Raw genomic sequence first — 16934 nt, 5'->3', positions numbered from 1 at the left:
ATATTTTTGCTGCTGTCGCAGATAACGTAGAAATATGTTCTAAAGGAAAGCATGAGAAAGAGTCGATGTGGCTGGTACACGCAAAACAAACTGATAAAGCATTTCGTATCTGGCACAACAGCACGATGCGCGGCTGAACTGGTTGGTGTTAATAGAAGAAGTGCCGCATATTATTCTATATGGTTGAGAAAGATTATCACCCACCATCAGGAGAGAGAATCTCTCTGAGTCTTCGAAGGTGAGATTGACGGTGACGAGAGTGACTTTGGTGTCACACAAAAAGGACAAGGTGGCCCCAGCGCATCAGGAGCGGCGCTTCAGGAAAAGGACCAGTTTTGGGATTGTTAAAAGGGGGTGGTAAGATTTATACCCCAATTATTCCAGGTGCGAAAAGAGATACCTTGATGCCAATAATCCAGGATAAAATCACGCTGGATAGTGTTGTGCCTCGTGACTCATGGCCAGCGTACAATGTTTTGGATACGACTGGTTTGAGACATTTTAGAATTAATCACAGTAAAATTTTTGCGGATAAGAAGAATCACATCAAGGGCATCGAAAATTTTTAGAATCAGGCAACGCGTCATCTGCGTAAATTTATCGGTATCCCCAAAGAGAGTTTTGATCTTTTTTTAAAAGAGTGTGAACGGCGTTTTAACAACAGCACCCCTAAAAATTAGTTAACGCAATTAAGACAACGGGTTAAGAGGGTCTTAAAATAGTTATCTGGGAAAGCCCCCTATTTTTTTCACAATCTGGCTCTGCCGCTCACTGTATCGTTATTCTAATAACGACAGAATTTAGACGTAACAATACGCTTCGGTCCTTAGGCATAAAAAAAAGTGCCCGAAAAATTCGAGCACCTAGTATTTTACGAACAACGTAAATACACACATCCCGCGCCTATAGGCTTTTTATCATGTGTGTACCTGTTCTATTCGTTCGTAATCAACGAAAAACAGTTATTATTCAGCCCTAGGGTTTTAGGCATTTCCGGCTTTATCAACCTATTTTTTTTACCAAACCCTGAGGCTGTTTAATTACCTTGCCTTCAACTTTTTGAGGCAGGCCTTTCTGTTTTCGTATCTGCTTTTGCCAGCGCTTCACCAAGAATATCACCAAGGCTTGCACCGCTATCTGTGGAACCATATTTCTCCATTGCAACACGCTCTTCTTCTTGTTCGCGGGCACGGATAGATACGCTTACACGACGGGAGGATGGATCAATTGTTGTTATTTTTGCATCCACTTTCTCACCTACGGCGAAACGATCCGGGCGACGCTCATTGCGATCGCTAGAAAGTTCGGCACGCTTAATGAAGGAACTCATTCCTTCACCAAACGTTACCATAATACCATCAGATTGTACTGCTGATACTTCACAGGTTACCACTTGGCCTTTGCGCAAATCAGCCACAGCACCAGCAAATGGATCACTTTGGAGTTGTTTAATACCAAGAGCTACGCGCTCTTTCTGGGAATCAACTTCAAGAATTTTTACCTGAACAACTTGGCCTTTTTTATATTCCTTGATGGCTTCATCGGCGTTCTTTTCCCAGGAAAGATCATTCATGTGAACCATACCATCAATGTCGTCCGTCAAACTCACAAACAAACCAAACTCTGTGATGTTGCGGATCTCACCCTTGGCTTCAGACCCAGAAGGATAAACACGTGCTAATTGCTCCCACGGGTTTTCAAGACATTGCTTGTACCCAAGGGCAATACGACGCTTCACTGGTTCAATCTCAAGAACGCGTACGTTGATTTCATCCCCTACACTCAAGACATTGCTTGGTTGCACGTTTTTGCGTGTCCAGCTTATCTCCGAAACATGGATCAGACCCTCAACACCACCACCAATTTCAACAAATGCACCATAATCTGTAACATTTGTCACTTTTCCTTTGAGGGTAGAGCCAAGAGCAAATTTCGTCTCCACATCTTTCCATGGATCATCAGAAAGCTGTTTAATTCCCAAGGAAATACGATGGTTTTCCTTGTTGTACTTAATAACCTTCACTTTAATAGTTTCACCTACTTTGAGCACTTGTGAGGGATGGTTCACACGCTGCCATGAAATATCGGTCACATGCAACAATCCATCAACACCGCCAAGGTCGATAAATGCCCCATAATCGGTCACATTTTTAATCATACCATCAAGAACAGCGCCCTCTTCGAGACGACCCACCAGCTCTTCACGCGCGCCAGCTTGTCCTTCTTCAAGAATGGCACGACGTGAAACAACAATGTTTCCACGCGGACGATCCATTTTCAAAATCACAAATGGTTGCGCCACACCCATGAGAGCATCTACATCCTTTACGGGGCGAACATCAACTTGGCTACCCGGTAGGAATGCAATGGCACCCCCCAAGTCAACCGTAAAGCCACCCTTCACGCGTGAAAAAATAACACCTGTAACATGCTCTTCGGATTCAGACTTTTTCTCAAGTTCAATCCACGAAGCTTCTCGACGGGCACGCTCATGACTCAAAACGATGTCACCTGTGGCACCTTCCATACGCTCGACATAGACGTCCACAAGATCACCGACTTTAAGTTCAGGGACATTGCCCCCTGTTGCAAACTCACGCAACGGTACACGGCCTTCGGATTTCAGCCCAACGTCAATTGTTACCGCCTCGCGATCTTGGCGTACGATGCGACCCTTGAGAACCTTGCCTAATAGCGTGTGTTCTCCCATGTGATCATCGAGAAGTGCTGAAAAAGCCCCTTCTTTACCAAAATCTGGCATGTTATTTAATTGTTGATTTTCACTCATAAAATTTTCCTTTCATCAAACACCTCTGGTGTTCGTGGGGTTTTATATCTCATTGATTCCTAAAAATCCAGGACAATCTCTGCTATATAGAGCATACTGTGATTTATATACAGCACAGGCGTGATACGCTAATCATCCCTGAAGCCCGTTTGATTGTTCTAACGCGCCAATGTGTCTATGATACCCGAAGCATAGGTGAATACTTCTTCGCGTGTCATGGCGGTAGTATCAAGAATAATCGCATCACTTGCTGGAATAAGCGGACTATCTGCACGCGTGATGTCTCTTTCGTCGCGTGCATGAACATCTTGTAAAATAGCATCGTATGTTACGTGCTCACCTCTTTCAGATATTTCCATAAAGCGGCGCTTAGCTCGCACATCAACACCGGCTGTAACATAGAGCTTGACATCAGCTTGCGGAAAAACAACAGTACCAATATCCCGCCCGTCCACAACGGCACCCTTCATTTTTTTGCATATACTCGTTACCCACGCCTGTATCCAGGTAAGCATACGTTTGCGTACATCCGGATAAGCTGAAAGACATGAAGCAATCTTAGCAATTTTTTCATTGCGCAGGTTAGGAATGATTAGGTCTTTCTCTGTAAGAGTATCAGCGATTGCGATAACCTTTAAGCGATCAGTCACATCAACGCCCGCACGTTGGACTTTAAACCCAAGCACCCGATACAACAAACCCGTGTCTAAGTACCCAAGGTGATATTTTTGGGCAATAGCCTTCCCCAACGTTCCTTTTCCCGCACTTGAGGGACCATCAATTGCAATAATCATCTGGTTTTCATCGATTGTTATTAAACAAATACCGAACAAACGACCACCACGCAAGGACTTGCCGATAAAAATCTGCTAGTAAGTGGCCAACAGCGCACCTGTTTTTTTATCAAAAAAACCTTATTACTCAGAACCTTCAGCATAATCACCGTCAGCATCGGATGAACCATCAAAACCTTCAGCATCATCACCGTCAGCATCGGATGAACCATCGGAATCTTCAGCATCATCACCGTCAGCATCCGATGAACCACCGGAACTTTCAGCGTCATGACCGTCAGCATCCGATGAACCACCGGAACCTTCAGCGTCATCACCGTCAGCATCAGCGTCAAAATTTTCCCAATCTGCATTGGCGGCTTCAGGCTCAGAGGTAGTGTCAGCCTCAAAATGTCCCTTTTCTAGGGCAGTGGGGGTGGCAACCTTTTCTTCCATATCCTCCGCATATGTTGGTACAAGAGTTAGTACACAACCCAGAGCAAGTGCAAAAATTGTTTTTTTTATCATTTTATCCATTCTGTTAGTCCTTAACATAAATATATAATAGTATACCAAGAAAACATTATTAATGAGTTAATAATAAATACTACTTTAGTTCTTTTTCGCGCAAGCGCAGGCGCTCCGCAATCACCTGCTCCCACTGCTCTCCATTACTCAAAAGTTTTTCTTTCGTATAGTATAATTCTTCATGCGTATGCGTGGCATACTCAAAATTTGGCCCTTCGACAATAGCATCTACGGGACAGGATTCTTCACATAAACCGCAATAAATACATTTCGTCATGTCAATATCGTAGCGTATCGTACGACGACTTCCATCCGCACGTTCCTCTGCTTCGATGATGATGGCCTGGGCCGGACATACTGCCTCACATAGCTTACAGGCAATGCAACGCTCTTCACCACTCGCGTACCGCCTCAAGGCATGTTGGCCCCGAAAACGAGGACTCAGAGGGCTTTTTTCATAAGGATAGTTCAGCGTCACCTTCGGACGCCACAAATAACGCCATGTACGCCCCATTCCTCGTAAAATATCCAGAAGAAGCCACTTTTTCAAAAAACAACCAATACCCGTATAGTCCATCACCCCACCCAATAACTCCACGTAGCTGTGCCAACAAACCATACAAACGTCAACGGCAAAAGAACCGTCCAACACACGTGCATGAGTTGGTCATAGCGATACCGCGGTACACTTGCACGGACCCAAAAAAACACAAACACCAGCGCAGCTGTTTTTAATCCTAGCCACACAATTCCAGGAACCCACCTTAGTGCCTGTTCACCAAAAGGTGAGAGCCAACCTCCCCAAAAAAGGGTTGCCCCCAATGCACTCATAAGCATAATATTCGCATACTCGCTAATAAAAAATAGCGCAAATCCCATGGATCCATATTCCACATTATAACCAGCAACAAGCTCAGCTTCGGCTTCGCAGAGATCAAAGGGTGCACGATTTGTTTCGGCTAATGCACAGAGAAAGAAAACAATGAACATAGGGAAATGCGGGACCACAAACCAAACATGGCGCTGGGCAAGGACTATCTCATCCAAACGAAGACTCCCTGCGCTCACCATTATTACCAGCATGACTGTTCCCAGCACAAGCTCATAGGAAATCATTTGTGCGGTTGCCCGCAGTGATCCAAGAAAGGCATACCGTGACTGGCTACCCCACCCCGCAAGAATGATGCTATAAACATTGGTAGCTGATACCGCAAGGATAAATAACAAACCTACATTAAGGGTTGCAAATGCCCCATGGGCGCTGATGGGAATTACCAACCACGCAAGCATGCTTAAGGTAAAAGCAAGTGCTGGAGCCAAAAAAAATAGGAGTGGCTGCGCACACGTTGGAACAATAGTTTCCTTATGCAAAAGCTTAATGGCATCAGCAAATGGCTGGAGAATCCCCAGCGGTCCTGCCATTGAAGGCCCTACGCGAAGCTGCATCAGGCCAATAATACGCCTCTCAGCATAGGTTAAGTAAGCAACAGCAATAAGTATGGATCCATAAAATATCCCCATATAAAGAGCTGTCCTTACCCCCGGATTTTCTAGTATAGTTATAAGCGTATTCATGCAGCTTATTATAATATTACTCATGCAAAACCTCACTTGCCGTGCCTGCCTCTAAATCGAGAGCAATATGGCATGCGCGCATGGTTCGAGAATGTCTTGCAATCACATTGTCCACATAATAACCCTCACGAGGAAGAGAAACAGAAAACACTGTTAAGTTTCCAGAAAATGAGGTGTCTTTGGAAACCCGAAGGGGACGCCAAGATGATGAAAACTCGTTCTTAGGGCGCTTGAGAGAGGGAAATTCCTCTATAAGCATTTGCTGCAAATCATCCAATGTTTGCCACGAGGATACGCCTCCTAAAGCATGCAATACATCACGCCAAATAATCCAGCCCTCGCGGGCAAAACCTGGGGGTGCAATAGCACGTTGCGTTTTTTGCACACGGCCTTCACTATTCACATACGTTGCGCATTTCTCAGCAAAAGAAACACTAGGCATGATCACATCTGCGATTTCCGCTCCACGGTCACCGTGATGCCCAACATAGATTACAAAACACGACGCATGAGGACGAATGTGGCATTCATCGTATTCGTTCAGAATCAACACATCCAATTGCCCTGACTCAGCTGCTGCAATAATCTGATCATGGTCCATATTTTTTTGACGCGGGCTTCCTTCATCAAAGGGCACAAATCCGATCATAAGACCGCCTGTTTGTGCGGCCGACGCAGACAGAACATTATAGCCCGTATGCACGCCAGATTCGTGCTGTCGTATAAGATACTTATCGGTAATGGCATGTAAACACGCCTGAAGATGACGCGCAGAATCACCCACAAAACAAGAATCAAGAACGATCATCATCGGGGCACTAGCCTTGGTGAGCTTCGCACACAGAGGATGCTCTCCATCTGCTATGCCTTTGAGAATATCCAAGGATGTGCTGACATGAGTATATGGTACCGTCATATCCCAACGCGCACCCATCAGCGACCCAATATAGTAAATTTTTGTCCCAGATTTATGGTGCGCCTGAAAAATTTTTGCCTGCAAGAGTGGGGCGCACGCACGCAAATTATCACCAACAATCACTAAAACGTCCGCATCACCAATACGTGCAAACCCATCATTAAAGCAAAAATGGGACTCGTCTTTTGCGCTCACACGATTTCCTTGTTCACGGCAATCCATATGCTCTATGCCAAGATTATGCAAAACCTTTTTAAGGCTATACATACTTTCCAGATCACTTAGCTTACCAGCAAGGGCTCCTACACGTTTAAAGCGCTTGGCTTTATGTAACACCTCTGAAACACGCACAAGCGTGTCATTCCAGGAAGCTGGGACGAGGGTTTCACCCGCACGAATATATGGGGTATCAATGCGCTGGTAGTGAAGACCATCGTACGAAAAGCGTATCTTATCTGTAATCCACTCCTCGTTAATAGGTTCACACACACGCGGCACAATTTTCTTAACCACCCCATCACAACTATCAATGCAAATATGTGCCCCCATTCCATCCATAATATCAATACTTGGGGTATGCACTAGCTCCCAAGGGCGCCCTTTGAACGCATACGGCTTTGATGTTAGGGCTCCTACAGGGCACAAATCAATCGTATTACCTGAAAGCTCTGATGTAACCGCATGGTTCAGGTATGTCACAATCTGCGTTTTTTCTCCACGCCCATATGCCCCCATTTCAGGAACGCCAGCAACATCATTTACAAACCGAACGCACCGCATACAGTGAATACAGCGATTCATTTCCGTCTTAATAAGAGGTCCCATAGGTTTATTGGGAACGGCCCGCTTATCTTCACCATAACGTCCACGATCGCGGCCATACGCAACAGTAATATCTTGCAAATCACAGGCACCACCTTGGTCACATATTGGGCAGTCCAACGGATGGTTTATCAACAAAAACTCAAGAACACCCTCACGGCCCTGACGCACACGCCTCGTATTTGTATACACCACCATGCCATTTTCAACCGGAACAGTACAGCTTGCGGCCAACTTTTGTCGACCCTGGATTTCGACAAGACACATGCGGCAATTGCCCGCAATATTTAAGCGTGGATGATAGCAAAAGTGAGGAATTTCAACACCTGCTTTCGATGCCGCCTCAATAAGGGGAATGCCTGCCGGAACCTCGAGGGAGTAACGGTCAATGGTAAGACGCACTTTTTTACTCATCGCACCCTCCCTGGCACGTCAGCCCCTAGGCGTGCCTCAAGATCATGCTTGAAATGACGGAGCAAACCTTGGATGGGCCATGCTGCAGCCTCTCCAAAGGCGCAAATGGTTTGCTCGGCGATTTGCTCTGTGACTTCTTGCAAATTATCAAGATCACGTATGTGCCCACGCCCTTCTTTCAGACGTGTCAGTACCCGTAGCATCCATCCTGTCCCCTCACGACAGGGTGAACATTGACCGCACGATTCATGGGCGTAAAATCCTGCAACATTTACAAGGGCATCCACAATGTCAACTGTCCGATTTAAGACGATCACCGAAGCTGTTCCCAGTCCCGACTGAACCTCCTGTAGGCTTTCATAGTCCATGGTTAGGGTATCACAAATATTCTTAGGCAAAAGCGGCATACTTGTGCCACCAGGAATAACAGCAAGCAAGTTTGACCACCCTCCCGTCACACCACCTGCATAAGTATCAATCAATTCACGTAACGGAATACCTAGTACCTCCTCAACATTGCACGGATTATTGACATGGCCTGAAATTGAAAAGATTTTTGTTCCCGCACTATGCGCAGTTCCCAACCCGGCAAACCACCCTGCTCCTCGTTTAAGAATTGCAGGCACTTGGGCGAGTGTTTCCACATTATTAACAATGGTAGGGCACCCATACAATCCGGATATAGCAGGAAAAGGGGGTTTGCGCCTAGGCAGTCCGCGACGCCCCTCAAGGCTCTCTAGTAGGGCAGACTCCTCACCACAGATATAGGCTCCTGCCCCCTGATGAATATGAATATGACAAGTGACACCTGTATCCAAAATATTCTCTCCCAAAAGTTTCTGAGCATAAAGCTCATCCACAGCCCTTTGAATAACTTTTGTTTCTGCAGCATACTCGCCTCGGATATAGACATATACAACTTTTGCACCAATGGCATAAGCAGCAAGCAGTGCCCCCTCAAGAAGCTTATAAGGCTCATGACGTAAGATTTCACGATCTTTGCAGGCTCCAGGCTCACTTTCATCCGCATTGACGATAAGATACTTTGGTTGAGCCGTGTCTTTGGGCACAAAACCCCACTTGCGGCCAGTACTGAATGCTGCACCGCCGCGCCCACGAAGGCCCGATTGTGTTATCTCCCTTTGGATGGATTCTTGGGAACGCTGAAGGTTTTTGCGTGTATGGACCCAGTCCCCACGTGCTTGTGCGGCCTCTAACGTCACCGGCTTTTGTCCAAATAAATTAGTGAATATGCGATCTTCATCACGTATCATTGGACGATACCTTTCTTGGCTGCCGACCCGAGACCTTATCTGTCCATGGTTTTGATGATTTCCGTCCACACGCTGACCCTGGGATAACTGTCTTGTCTTCTTGTAAAGCTTTCAGAATCTTAACAAATGATTCGGCCGTAAGATCTTCATGAATGTCCTCATTAATTTGCACAACAGGAGCATTAGCGCAGCAACCAAGACACTCGACACGCGTGAGAGAAAATCGCCCATCCTCAGAAAGCTCACCATCAGTAAGCCCTAACTGCGTGCGACAGGCCTGGTACAAGGCTCCTGCTCCGCGTAATTTGCACGAAAGGGTGCGACAGACCTGAATATGATGCTTTCCCACAGGAGAATCCTGATAAAGTGCGTAAAATGATACCAACTCCTGAACGCGCAAAGGCTGCATTCCCAACACATGAGCAACTGCCTCTATCATTCCCTGGGTCAACCACCCCTTGTTATCCCTCTGCAGCAACCACAAGATAGGCATCACAGCACTTTGCTTGTATTTTGCGGGATAACGTTTCAATATTTTAGCTACCTCAAGCTTCTGAGAAGCTGAAAATGCATACGGGAGAACGGTCATCGATCCACCTCACCAAAAACAATATCCAGAGAGCCTAAAATCGCAGAAACATCTGCAAGCAAGACCCCTCGACATAAAAAATCCATTGCCTGCAAACACGGATAGCTGCTCGGACGAATTTTGCAACGATAGGGACGATGCGTTCCATCCGCGACCAAAAAAACCCCAAACTCACCCTTTGGAGCCTCTACAGCGTTATAAACCCTTCCCTCTGGTACATCGATTCCTTTTGTATAGTGTTTAAAGTGATGAATCATTGACTCCATGTCTTCTTTCACTGCCCTGCGCTCAGGGGGGGCAATCTTGTGGTTGTCAATCATGACAGGACCCTTGGGTAAGCGATCTAAGCACGCGTGAATGATCACTAAGGATTGCTCCATCTCGGCCATGCGAATCTGGTAACGATCATAACAGTCACCGTTATGCCCCACAGGAACATCAAACTCAATCTCATTATACACTTCATAGGGTTGATTGCGGCGCAAGTCCCACGCGACTCCACTAGCGCGCAGGTTCGGTCCCGTAAATCCCCAAAGCATAGCATCTTTCCCAGAAATTGCCCCTATACCTAACGAGCGCTTGATAAAAATACGGTTGTCATCCAATAGCGTGCGAATGTCATCTAAAACAGCAGGGAGATTACCCGCAAAATCTCGGATATCCTCGCATAGTCCCTGTGGTAAATCAGCGGCCACACCGCCCGGACGAAAATAGGCCGCATGCAACCGCGATCCTGAAACGCGCTCATAAAACTCCATAATTTTCTCGCGCTCTTCAAATCCCCATAACAGAGGGGTTATTGCCCCGACATCCATCGCATATGTTGTAATATTGAGAAGGTGATTCATAATACGCGTAAGCTCACTAAAAAGCACACGAATCCACTGAGCGCGGGGTGGAGGCGTAATACCAAGAAGCCCCTCAACGGCAAGAGCAAAAGTATGCTCTTGACACATGGGTGATACGTAATCAAGCCTATCAAAATAAGGGATAGCCTGCAAATAGGTCTTGTGTTCAATAAGTTTTTCGGTGCCTCGGTGCAACAACCCAATATGCGGATCTGCCCGCACCACATATTCACCGTCCATCTCAAGCATTAAACGCAAAACCCCGTGCGCTGCTGGGTGTTGCGGACCGAAATTGAGGGTATACGTGTTCTCAGATGATCCGGCCGTCATGTTTGGTTTTCCTCCTTATGGTGAAGGATTGCTTTCTCATCTCCAGGAAGACCGTCTGGATAACCTTTCCAAGGAGCCGAGAAATCAAACGAACGAAAGGCAACAGGAAGATCAACATCTGTACGCACCACAGATGAGGTGTGTGTGTCATAGTGAACCTCGTACGTGCCATATACAGGAAAGTCTTTGCGCAACGGGTATCCCTCAAAGCCATCATCAGTCAACAAACGCCGAAGATCCGGATGGTTAGTGAAGGGAATTCCAAACATATCCCAAACTTCACGTTCATACCAGTTTGCCACAGGAAAAACTTCTACTATCGAAGGAATAGAATCCTCCTGTGAAATATTACATACCAGCTGGATACGCATATTGTACGGCATAGACAAAAGGAAATAAACAACCTGAAAGCGAGAAGATGTGGATGATTGAGGTCCAGGCGTATATGTCAGCATATCTACCGCCGTAATATCAATAAGCTGTGTAAACAAAAAGCGCCGATTTTCTTGCAGCGCACGCACGGTTGTGAGAAGTAAGTCTGTAGGCACTGTCATGGCCACCTGATTTAAGCAGGCACAGGCAAGGTGCACACTTTTGCCAAATGTTGCACGCAACTCCCCAAGAAGGGCTGATGCACGGGGAAATCCTCGGGGTTCATCGCACCACATAAGCTGCCTTTCTCTGGATTTTTCGTTGCAACTGCATCAGTCCATAAATTAGGGCCTCCGCTGTTGGGGGGCACCCTGGAACATAAACATCCACAGGAACAATGCGATCACATCCTCTCACTACACTGTAGGAGTAGTGGTAGTAGCCCCCTCCATTGGCGCACGAGCCCATTGAAAGCACATACCGAGGTTCCGGCATTTGATCATAAACTCGACGGAGTGCAGGGGCCATCTTATTTGTTAGTGTTCCAGCCACAATCATAAGATCAGCTTGGCGAGGACTTGGCCTAAACAGCATCCCAAAACGATCCATATCATAGCGACTAGCGGCTGCTTGCATCATTTCCACGGCACAACATGCTAGACCAAATGTCATAGGCCATAAAGAGTTACTTTGTGCCCAAGCCACCACTTTATCCATACTCGCCAGAATATACCCCTTATGTTGAAGGTCGGCATAAACACCCTTAGCCAGATCCTCAGGAGACATGGGACGGTCTTCATGCCCTCGAGGGCGTAGAATCTTGTCGGTCCCTACCGCCATTGCAAAACTCCCTTGCGCCACTCGTAGTAGAGCCCCAACCCCAGAAGCCCTGTAAAGCTTATACCCACAAAAAAACCAAGAGGATCAAGGCGTTTCAGTGACACGGCCCACGGCATGAGAAAAGCAATCTCAAGGTCAAAAAGAACAAACAAAAGAGCCACCCGATAATAATGGATAGGGAGTTTTTCTGTGACCCTTGATGCTTGATCAAAACCACACTCGTATGAACTATTTTTTGCAGCATCCGGTCTATAAGGAGCAAGCAAGCGGGTTAGGATAAAAATTGCACCACATACACTGAGTGCAAAAAAGGCAACAAGACTTATCAAAAAATACCCAGATAACATGAAAGCCTGATACGCAAAAACTTATTCTATAATACATGGGCAAGCACTGGAGTTAAAGGGTAAACTTCTGAAACGAGTTAGCTGGCTATCAACCTTTTTCGCAACGCGTCATATCCTCCCTCAAGACACAGCCAAAATCGCTCAAAAATAATACATAAGGCGCCGTTTGCATAAACATTCATAGCCGTAATAATTGGATCAAAGAGAACATTCAGAGCCAACAAAATTGCAGACATTTCAGCCGTAAATCCCAAATATTTTTCATATAAAGGCAACATAATAAATATTGCCCCCCCCATCACTCCTGCCGTGGCAAAACGTGCTGTTGCAAAAACACCAACAAAAATGCTCCACTCCCACAATCCTGGGATCGGCATCCCATAGGTCTTGAGCAAAATCAAACAAAACAAGGCATTCATCAAACAATCACCTGCCTGTTGGATATTCGTTGTTGCAGGAATGATCATTTTTGCCATGCTGGGGTCGCGCATGTTTTTTTCTGCACATTGAATAGTATAGGGCATTGTTGTGATGCTACACATAGTTGTGAAGGACATAAACAACGAAGGAAAAGCATTGTTCATCGCCTTAAGCGCTAATTTTATTTGCCCCTTCCCCGCCAGAATATAAAGCAAGACAACATAGGCGCATACCACAAATGTTGAGAGCCCTAGGGCTCCCAACTGAGCACTTCCTAAAATAGTAGAGGCCCCACCAGCATACATATTCGACAAAAATCCAAGCAAAAATACAGGAGCAAGCTTTCCTACCGTCATGGTGAATAATGCATTAATACGATCACGCAGGCGTTGAAGAGGACTATCCCAAGGTGCCTCGCGCCAAAATACCGTCAACAAGCCCAAGAGCGCCCCAGCGAGCAGAGCCTTATCACTGCTCCAAAAAGAAGGCTTGTAGGCACCCAAAGAAAACCACGGCTCTAGTGATACCTTAGATGCTGGCATGTGGGTCAATTGTGTTACTTGTGCCAAAATACCTGCGCTGCTGGCGTAAGCAAACATCACGGCCGTCGCATTCGAAACAAACTCAAACAGCATAATGCTCAGAATTAAAGCAGGCGCTTTCAGCTGAAACAGGGATAAACTTGATGCGATAAAAACAACGACAACAATTGGCAGGATAATCATCAACATATCTTTAATCAGCAAGCTTATCGTGTAGAAGGTCCGATGACAAACATGGGGAATCGCTGGCGCCAAAAGCATAAAAATCCCTAATGTCACAAAAATACGTCCCACCGATGAGGAGACCATGAACGATAATACTCGGTGCATTTTTATTTTTCCGTAATAATCTCTCATACGTCATATTGCCTCTTGAAAATAAAAAATCAAGAGCAGCCAAAAAAAACAGTGCCTTATAAAATAGACACAAGACTCACCCCCATAATCTGATATACTCATACCTATCATCTGAAAAAAGGGCGCACTATGGCAAATCTAATTCGCTGCTATGGATGTCAGGCCTCTTACGAGGAAGAAAAATCCCCAGGTCCTGCACATCCCTATATCGGCGCTATTCCAGAATGTTGGCATGTTTTCACAGCCATCCTTGCAAAAACACACCTAGATCCTGAATATGCTTCCGTGTCACAAATTACAAATGATGCCTACGCTGCCCAACATATTGGTGACCAAGCGGATAAGCGTGCCAATCAATCGGCCCACCTTCACCTGACCGGTCTTTATTTAAATTATGTAAAAAAATACCCTGCAGCAAAAATCCGACACTTTCGAGAGATTATTGCGACCACAACTGAAACGATTGGGTGGGGTATTATTGAACAGCCCTCAAGTCCCCACTGGATGACCGTTTTAGATATTATTTCCGCACAAACGGTTCATGACCACACGCGTCGGGTTAAGGAGTGGGGCGAAAGTGTTTGGGATTGCTACAGGGATACGCATGAGAAAATCGCTGAGGCTTACACACGCTTGTATAAAAATATAACCCTTGATTAAACAAAAAAGACGGTGCTCAGTGGTGAGCTTTCCCATGCACAACATGCATACAAGCCCACCATCGGCACCATCTTTATCCCCTAATCTGTTACATTTATAAGCATGACTAGGCGGTGTTCGATCGACAAAGAACCCTTACTGTTTGTATTTCAAATCAACATGAGAGCTAATTACACGGAAAATCTCCTCTATGCGCGCAAGGTTTTGCTGTAGTTCGTGTGCGGCATTATCTTTATCACTTTCTAAATCACGCATAGTATTATAAAACGTTTGCGCCACACTTTGATTACCAGGATCAGAAGATCCTCTCATTTCCTCCATTACACTCTCACCTTGAGCGTGGCTCTCTAGTGCATTATGAGCTGTATGGAGTTTGTTCAATCCCTCATTTCCTTGACGAATCAGTGAATCCAGGATCATCATACTTGCGTGCAGCTCTCTCGTCATATAATCGCGTTCTATACCATGAACCCTAGCTTCCAGTAAGGAGAAACTTTCCTCATACCCTTCCAAAAGCTTCTTTTGATCAATGAGTGGTTGAATTCTTACAGCATAACCATCATTTTTCTCAATTCTCTCTACAACCGTCAGGATATCTTCGGATTTCTCGGACCCGGACTCGGAGGAGGAATCATCTGATCGTGGATCCGCAGCACCCATACGCGCAGCATCGTGGGAGGTTTTCCTCTCACCCATAGTACTTTGTGAGTAACCACCCCCATAACCACCAGAAGAGGGTCTCTGCGAGGATGTACGCAAGGCAACGGTAAGGTCATCAAGAGCTTTTCTCGCTTCGTTAATATTGCGCTGCAGGACATCTGCGCTTTTCTTGGCAGCATCTTCGGCGGAATTAATTTCTTTCCTGATGTCCTCGACAACTTTTGTGTCTAAGGGGCCTCTTTGTCGATTTTCAGCTATACTCCTATTCAGAAAATCGCGTAAATTCCTTGCTTCTTCCTCAGCTTTTTGGGCACTAGTAAGATGCTCAAGAGTGGTTGCAATACGCGCACGAACACTTTCAATTTCCGCACGTAATTGTTCGGAATGTGCACGTGCCTTATCATCAGAAGTGTTGGCAATTCTATCAAAATCTCTGTTAAGTTCTTGAGCAGAACGCGCCTGAGATGCTAGATGTTCTTCCCGTAAACGGGAAACAGCTTTTGCAGGGGTACTTGCAGAAAAAGAAGCATGTGCCTCCCGTGGCTCTGGTGCATTGCCCTGATGGTTCCCCTTGTTTTTGGCTGCTGCTGCCTCAGCGGCTGCCTCTTGTGCCTGATCAATTGCCCTTTGTGATAGGTTAAGTGCTTGTTGTGCCTCTATATTAGCTGCTTCTAAGGCTGCGTGATTGTGTTGATCAATAAACCCTGCCGCTTCATGGGCTTTTTGGGACTCTCGGTATCCCTGACGAGCCGCTTCCAATAGTTGACTCAAGCGCTGCATGGCATAAAATTTATCTGTAAAGTATAGTGTTCCCCCAGGATTTCTGGGCTCAACCGTGTTGGTTATGCTAAAGTCCTCAAGTGCCATTAAGTCTCGCTTTTGCGCATCTAGATGCGAAACCCTCGCCGCCCGCACGGCTTCATTTGCTTGCGCAAGAGAATCTGTAACCGCAGAGTCAGGTGCAGATGCTCTGAAAGACTCACCACCAGCTACTGGAGAATGGGATGATCGCGGCGAAAGTGCTCGTGGAGAAAGTTCTCTCGCAGATCCACCACCAGCTACTGGAGAATGGGATGATCGTGGTGAAAGTGCTCGTGGAGAAAGTTCTCTCGCAGATCCACCACCAGCTACTGGAGAATGGGATGATCGTGGTGAAAGTGCTCGTGGAGAAAGTTCTCTCGCAGATCCACCACCAGCTACTGGAGAATGGGATGATCGTGGTGAAAGTGCTCGTGGAGAAAATTCTCTCGCAGATCCACCACCAGCTACGGGTAAATCGATGCGCATGCTTCCAGCAGAAGTTCTGACTGGATGATCACTGGTTGTGCGTTGTGTAAACTGACGACGTGCCTCATCAACATTTCCATGTATATTTCCATCACGCGAAGAGTATGCAGCCGCACGATCGCGCGTAGCATTAGCAGCATCCGAGAGGTCTGCTTTCGTAGCATCAATATTTCCATGGATATTTCGATCATGCATAGAGAATGCAGCCGCGCGTTTCTTCGCCTCATCCTTAGACCGTTCAAGTTTTTGTTTTGCAGCGCCAACTGTTTTGAGATCCTTAAAGTCGCGGGCGGTTGCATGTTTGTCCTTCGCCCACGCGTCACAGAGTTGAGCAACAGCATGTCGCTTAACAACAGGTACTTTCACACGGTAATCGTCGGAACATAGAAGTTTTTTATGTTCCTCAGGAAGATTTGAAAACAACATACCAACATTCGCTGAGCGGTTTTCTTTCAGTGTGCTGATAAAGGTTTCAACACCCTTCTGTGGGGTCGTGAGCAAAACAGGGCTTGATGATGCATAAAAATCACCTCCCAACACAGCAAACAAAGAAGCAAACACGATATTTTTACGATTCATCATTATTCCTCTA

Annotated in this window: 15 protein-coding genes and 1 pseudogene; 2 read left to right on the top strand and 14 right to left on the bottom strand. The window is 46.1% G+C overall.

The genetic code is table 11. The annotated features are described in order from the left end of the window. The first annotated feature begins 51 nt into the window (after positions 1–51). Positions 52–680: pseudogene (locus H6849_04155) on the top strand (IS1595 family transposase). Positions 681–1051: 371 nt separating this feature from the next. Here H6849_04155 and H6849_04150 read toward each other — a convergent pair. The 13 genes from H6849_04150 to H6849_04090 form a co-directional block, all read right to left on the bottom strand. Beyond that, positions 1052–2761 carry a 30S ribosomal protein S1 gene (locus H6849_04150; protein USO01925.1) on the bottom strand — a complete coding sequence of 570 codons (1710 nt, stop codon included), beginning with the start codon at positions 2759–2761 and terminating at the stop codon, positions 1052–1054. A 185-nt stretch (positions 2762–2946) separates the two neighbouring features. Next, positions 2947–3636, bottom strand: a complete 690-nt coding sequence (locus H6849_04145) for a (d)CMP kinase (GenBank protein ID USO01259.1) — start codon at positions 3634–3636, stop codon at positions 2947–2949. Positions 3637–3705: 69 nt separating this feature from the next. Beyond that, positions 3706–4089, bottom strand: a complete 384-nt coding sequence (locus H6849_04140; GenBank protein ID USO01258.1) for a hypothetical protein — start codon at positions 4087–4089, stop codon at positions 3706–3708. Between the two features lie 79 nt (positions 4090–4168). Then, complete coding sequence (nuoI, locus tag H6849_04135) at positions 4169–4651, bottom strand: NADH-quinone oxidoreductase subunit NuoI (protein ID USO01924.1); 483 nt, start codon at positions 4649–4651, stop codon at positions 4169–4171. 14 nt (positions 4652–4665) lie between these two features. Beyond that, positions 4666–5664: an NADH-quinone oxidoreductase subunit NuoH gene (gene nuoH, locus H6849_04130; GenBank protein ID USO01923.1), complete on the bottom strand. Its 999-nt coding sequence runs from the start codon at positions 5662–5664 to the stop codon at positions 4666–4668. A gap of 16 nt (positions 5665–5680) precedes the next feature. Next, the gene (locus H6849_04125; protein USO01257.1) at positions 5681–7816 is read right to left on the bottom strand and encodes an NADH-quinone oxidoreductase subunit G; all 2136 of its coding nucleotides are present in this window, start codon (positions 7814–7816) and stop codon (positions 5681–5683) included. Further along, positions 7813–9090 (bottom strand): NADH-quinone oxidoreductase subunit NuoF, encoded by a 1278-nt coding sequence (gene nuoF, locus H6849_04120; protein USO01256.1) that lies wholly within the window; start codon positions 9088–9090, stop codon positions 7813–7815. Before nuoF ends, H6849_04125 begins: the two co-directional genes overlap by 4 nt. Beyond that, positions 9080–9679 (bottom strand): NAD(P)H-dependent oxidoreductase subunit E, encoded by a 600-nt coding sequence (locus H6849_04115; protein USO01255.1) that lies wholly within the window; start codon positions 9677–9679, stop codon positions 9080–9082. The genes nuoF and H6849_04115 overlap by 11 nt, the downstream gene beginning before the upstream one ends. Further along, the gene (locus tag H6849_04110; GenBank protein USO01254.1) at positions 9676–10857 is read right to left on the bottom strand and encodes an NADH-quinone oxidoreductase subunit D; all 1182 of its coding nucleotides are present in this window, start codon (positions 10855–10857) and stop codon (positions 9676–9678) included. The genes H6849_04115 and H6849_04110 overlap by 4 nt, the downstream gene beginning before the upstream one ends. Beyond that, positions 10854–11525 carry an NADH-quinone oxidoreductase subunit C gene (locus H6849_04105; GenBank protein ID USO01253.1) on the bottom strand — a complete coding sequence of 224 codons (672 nt, stop codon included), beginning with the start codon at positions 11523–11525 and terminating at the stop codon, positions 10854–10856. Before H6849_04105 ends, H6849_04110 begins: the two co-directional genes overlap by 4 nt. Then, a complete protein-coding gene (locus H6849_04100) occupies positions 11512–12069 on the bottom strand; it encodes an NADH-quinone oxidoreductase subunit B (GenBank protein USO01252.1) in 558 nt (185 codons plus the stop codon). Before H6849_04100 ends, H6849_04105 begins: the two co-directional genes overlap by 14 nt. After that, the gene (locus H6849_04095; GenBank protein ID USO01251.1) at positions 12060–12416 is read right to left on the bottom strand and encodes an NADH-quinone oxidoreductase subunit A; all 357 of its coding nucleotides are present in this window, start codon (positions 12414–12416) and stop codon (positions 12060–12062) included. Before H6849_04095 ends, H6849_04100 begins: the two co-directional genes overlap by 10 nt. A gap of 77 nt (positions 12417–12493) precedes the next feature. Then, positions 12494–13708, bottom strand: a complete 1215-nt coding sequence (locus H6849_04090; GenBank protein USO01250.1) for a cation:dicarboxylase symporter family transporter — start codon at positions 13706–13708, stop codon at positions 12494–12496. Between the two features lie 156 nt (positions 13709–13864). Here H6849_04090 and H6849_04085 point away from each other — a divergent pair, with 156 nt between their 5' ends. Next, positions 13865–14395, top strand: coding sequence for a hypothetical protein (locus H6849_04085; protein USO01249.1), 531 nt, complete (start codon positions 13865–13867; stop codon positions 14393–14395). A 135-nt stretch (positions 14396–14530) separates the two neighbouring features. On the opposite strand, the gene H6849_04080 is transcribed toward H6849_04085, so the two are convergent. Then, positions 14531–16921 (bottom strand): hypothetical protein, encoded by a 2391-nt coding sequence (locus tag H6849_04080; protein USO01248.1) that lies wholly within the window; start codon positions 16919–16921, stop codon positions 14531–14533. Between the last annotated feature and the right edge of the window lie 13 nt (positions 16922–16934).

Source organism: Alphaproteobacteria bacterium (assembly GCA_023898725.1).
GTDB lineage: Bacteria > Pseudomonadota > Alphaproteobacteria > JAUHZC01 > JAUHZC01.
Note: the sequence above shows the minus strand (reverse complement) of the source record. Positions and strands in the feature narration are given on the sequence as shown.

What these genes read in the sequence shown, in the direction of transcription:
- H6849_04150 (USO01925.1), bottom strand. Translation starts at nt 2,761, where the DNA reads ATGCCAGATTTTGGTAAAGAAGGGGCTTTTTCAGCACTTCTCGATGAT.
- H6849_04140 (USO01258.1), bottom strand. Translation starts at nt 4,089, where the DNA reads ATGATAAAAAAAACAATTTTTGCACTTGCTCTGGGTTGTGTACTAACT.
- nuoH (USO01923.1), bottom strand. Translation starts at nt 5,664, where the DNA reads ATGAATACGCTTATAACTATACTAGAAAATCCGGGGGTAAGGACAGCT.
- H6849_04125 (USO01257.1), bottom strand. Translation starts at nt 7,816, where the DNA reads ATGAGTAAAAAAGTGCGTCTTACCATTGACCGTTACTCCCTCGAGGTT.
- nuoF (USO01256.1), bottom strand. Translation starts at nt 9,090, where the DNA reads ATGATACGTGATGAAGATCGCATATTCACTAATTTATTTGGACAAAAG.
- H6849_04115 (USO01255.1), bottom strand. Translation starts at nt 9,679, where the DNA reads ATGACCGTTCTCCCGTATGCATTTTCAGCTTCTCAGAAGCTTGAGGTA.
- H6849_04110 (USO01254.1), bottom strand. Translation starts at nt 10,857, where the DNA reads ATGACGGCCGGATCATCTGAGAACACGTATACCCTCAATTTCGGTCCG.
- H6849_04105 (USO01253.1), bottom strand. Translation starts at nt 11,525, where the DNA reads ATGTGGTGCGATGAACCCCGAGGATTTCCCCGTGCATCAGCCCTTCTT.
- H6849_04100 (USO01252.1), bottom strand. Translation starts at nt 12,069, where the DNA reads ATGGCGGTAGGGACCGACAAGATTCTACGCCCTCGAGGGCATGAAGAC.
- H6849_04095 (USO01251.1), bottom strand. Translation starts at nt 12,416, where the DNA reads ATGTTATCTGGGTATTTTTTGATAAGTCTTGTTGCCTTTTTTGCACTC.
- H6849_04090 (USO01250.1), bottom strand. Translation starts at nt 13,708, where the DNA reads ATGCACCGAGTATTATCGTTCATGGTCTCCTCATCGGTGGGACGTATT.
- H6849_04085 (USO01249.1), top strand. Translation starts at nt 13,865, where the DNA reads ATGGCAAATCTAATTCGCTGCTATGGATGTCAGGCCTCTTACGAGGAA.
- H6849_04080 (USO01248.1), bottom strand. Translation starts at nt 16,921, where the DNA reads ATGAATCGTAAAAATATCGTGTTTGCTTCTTTGTTTGCTGTGTTGGGA.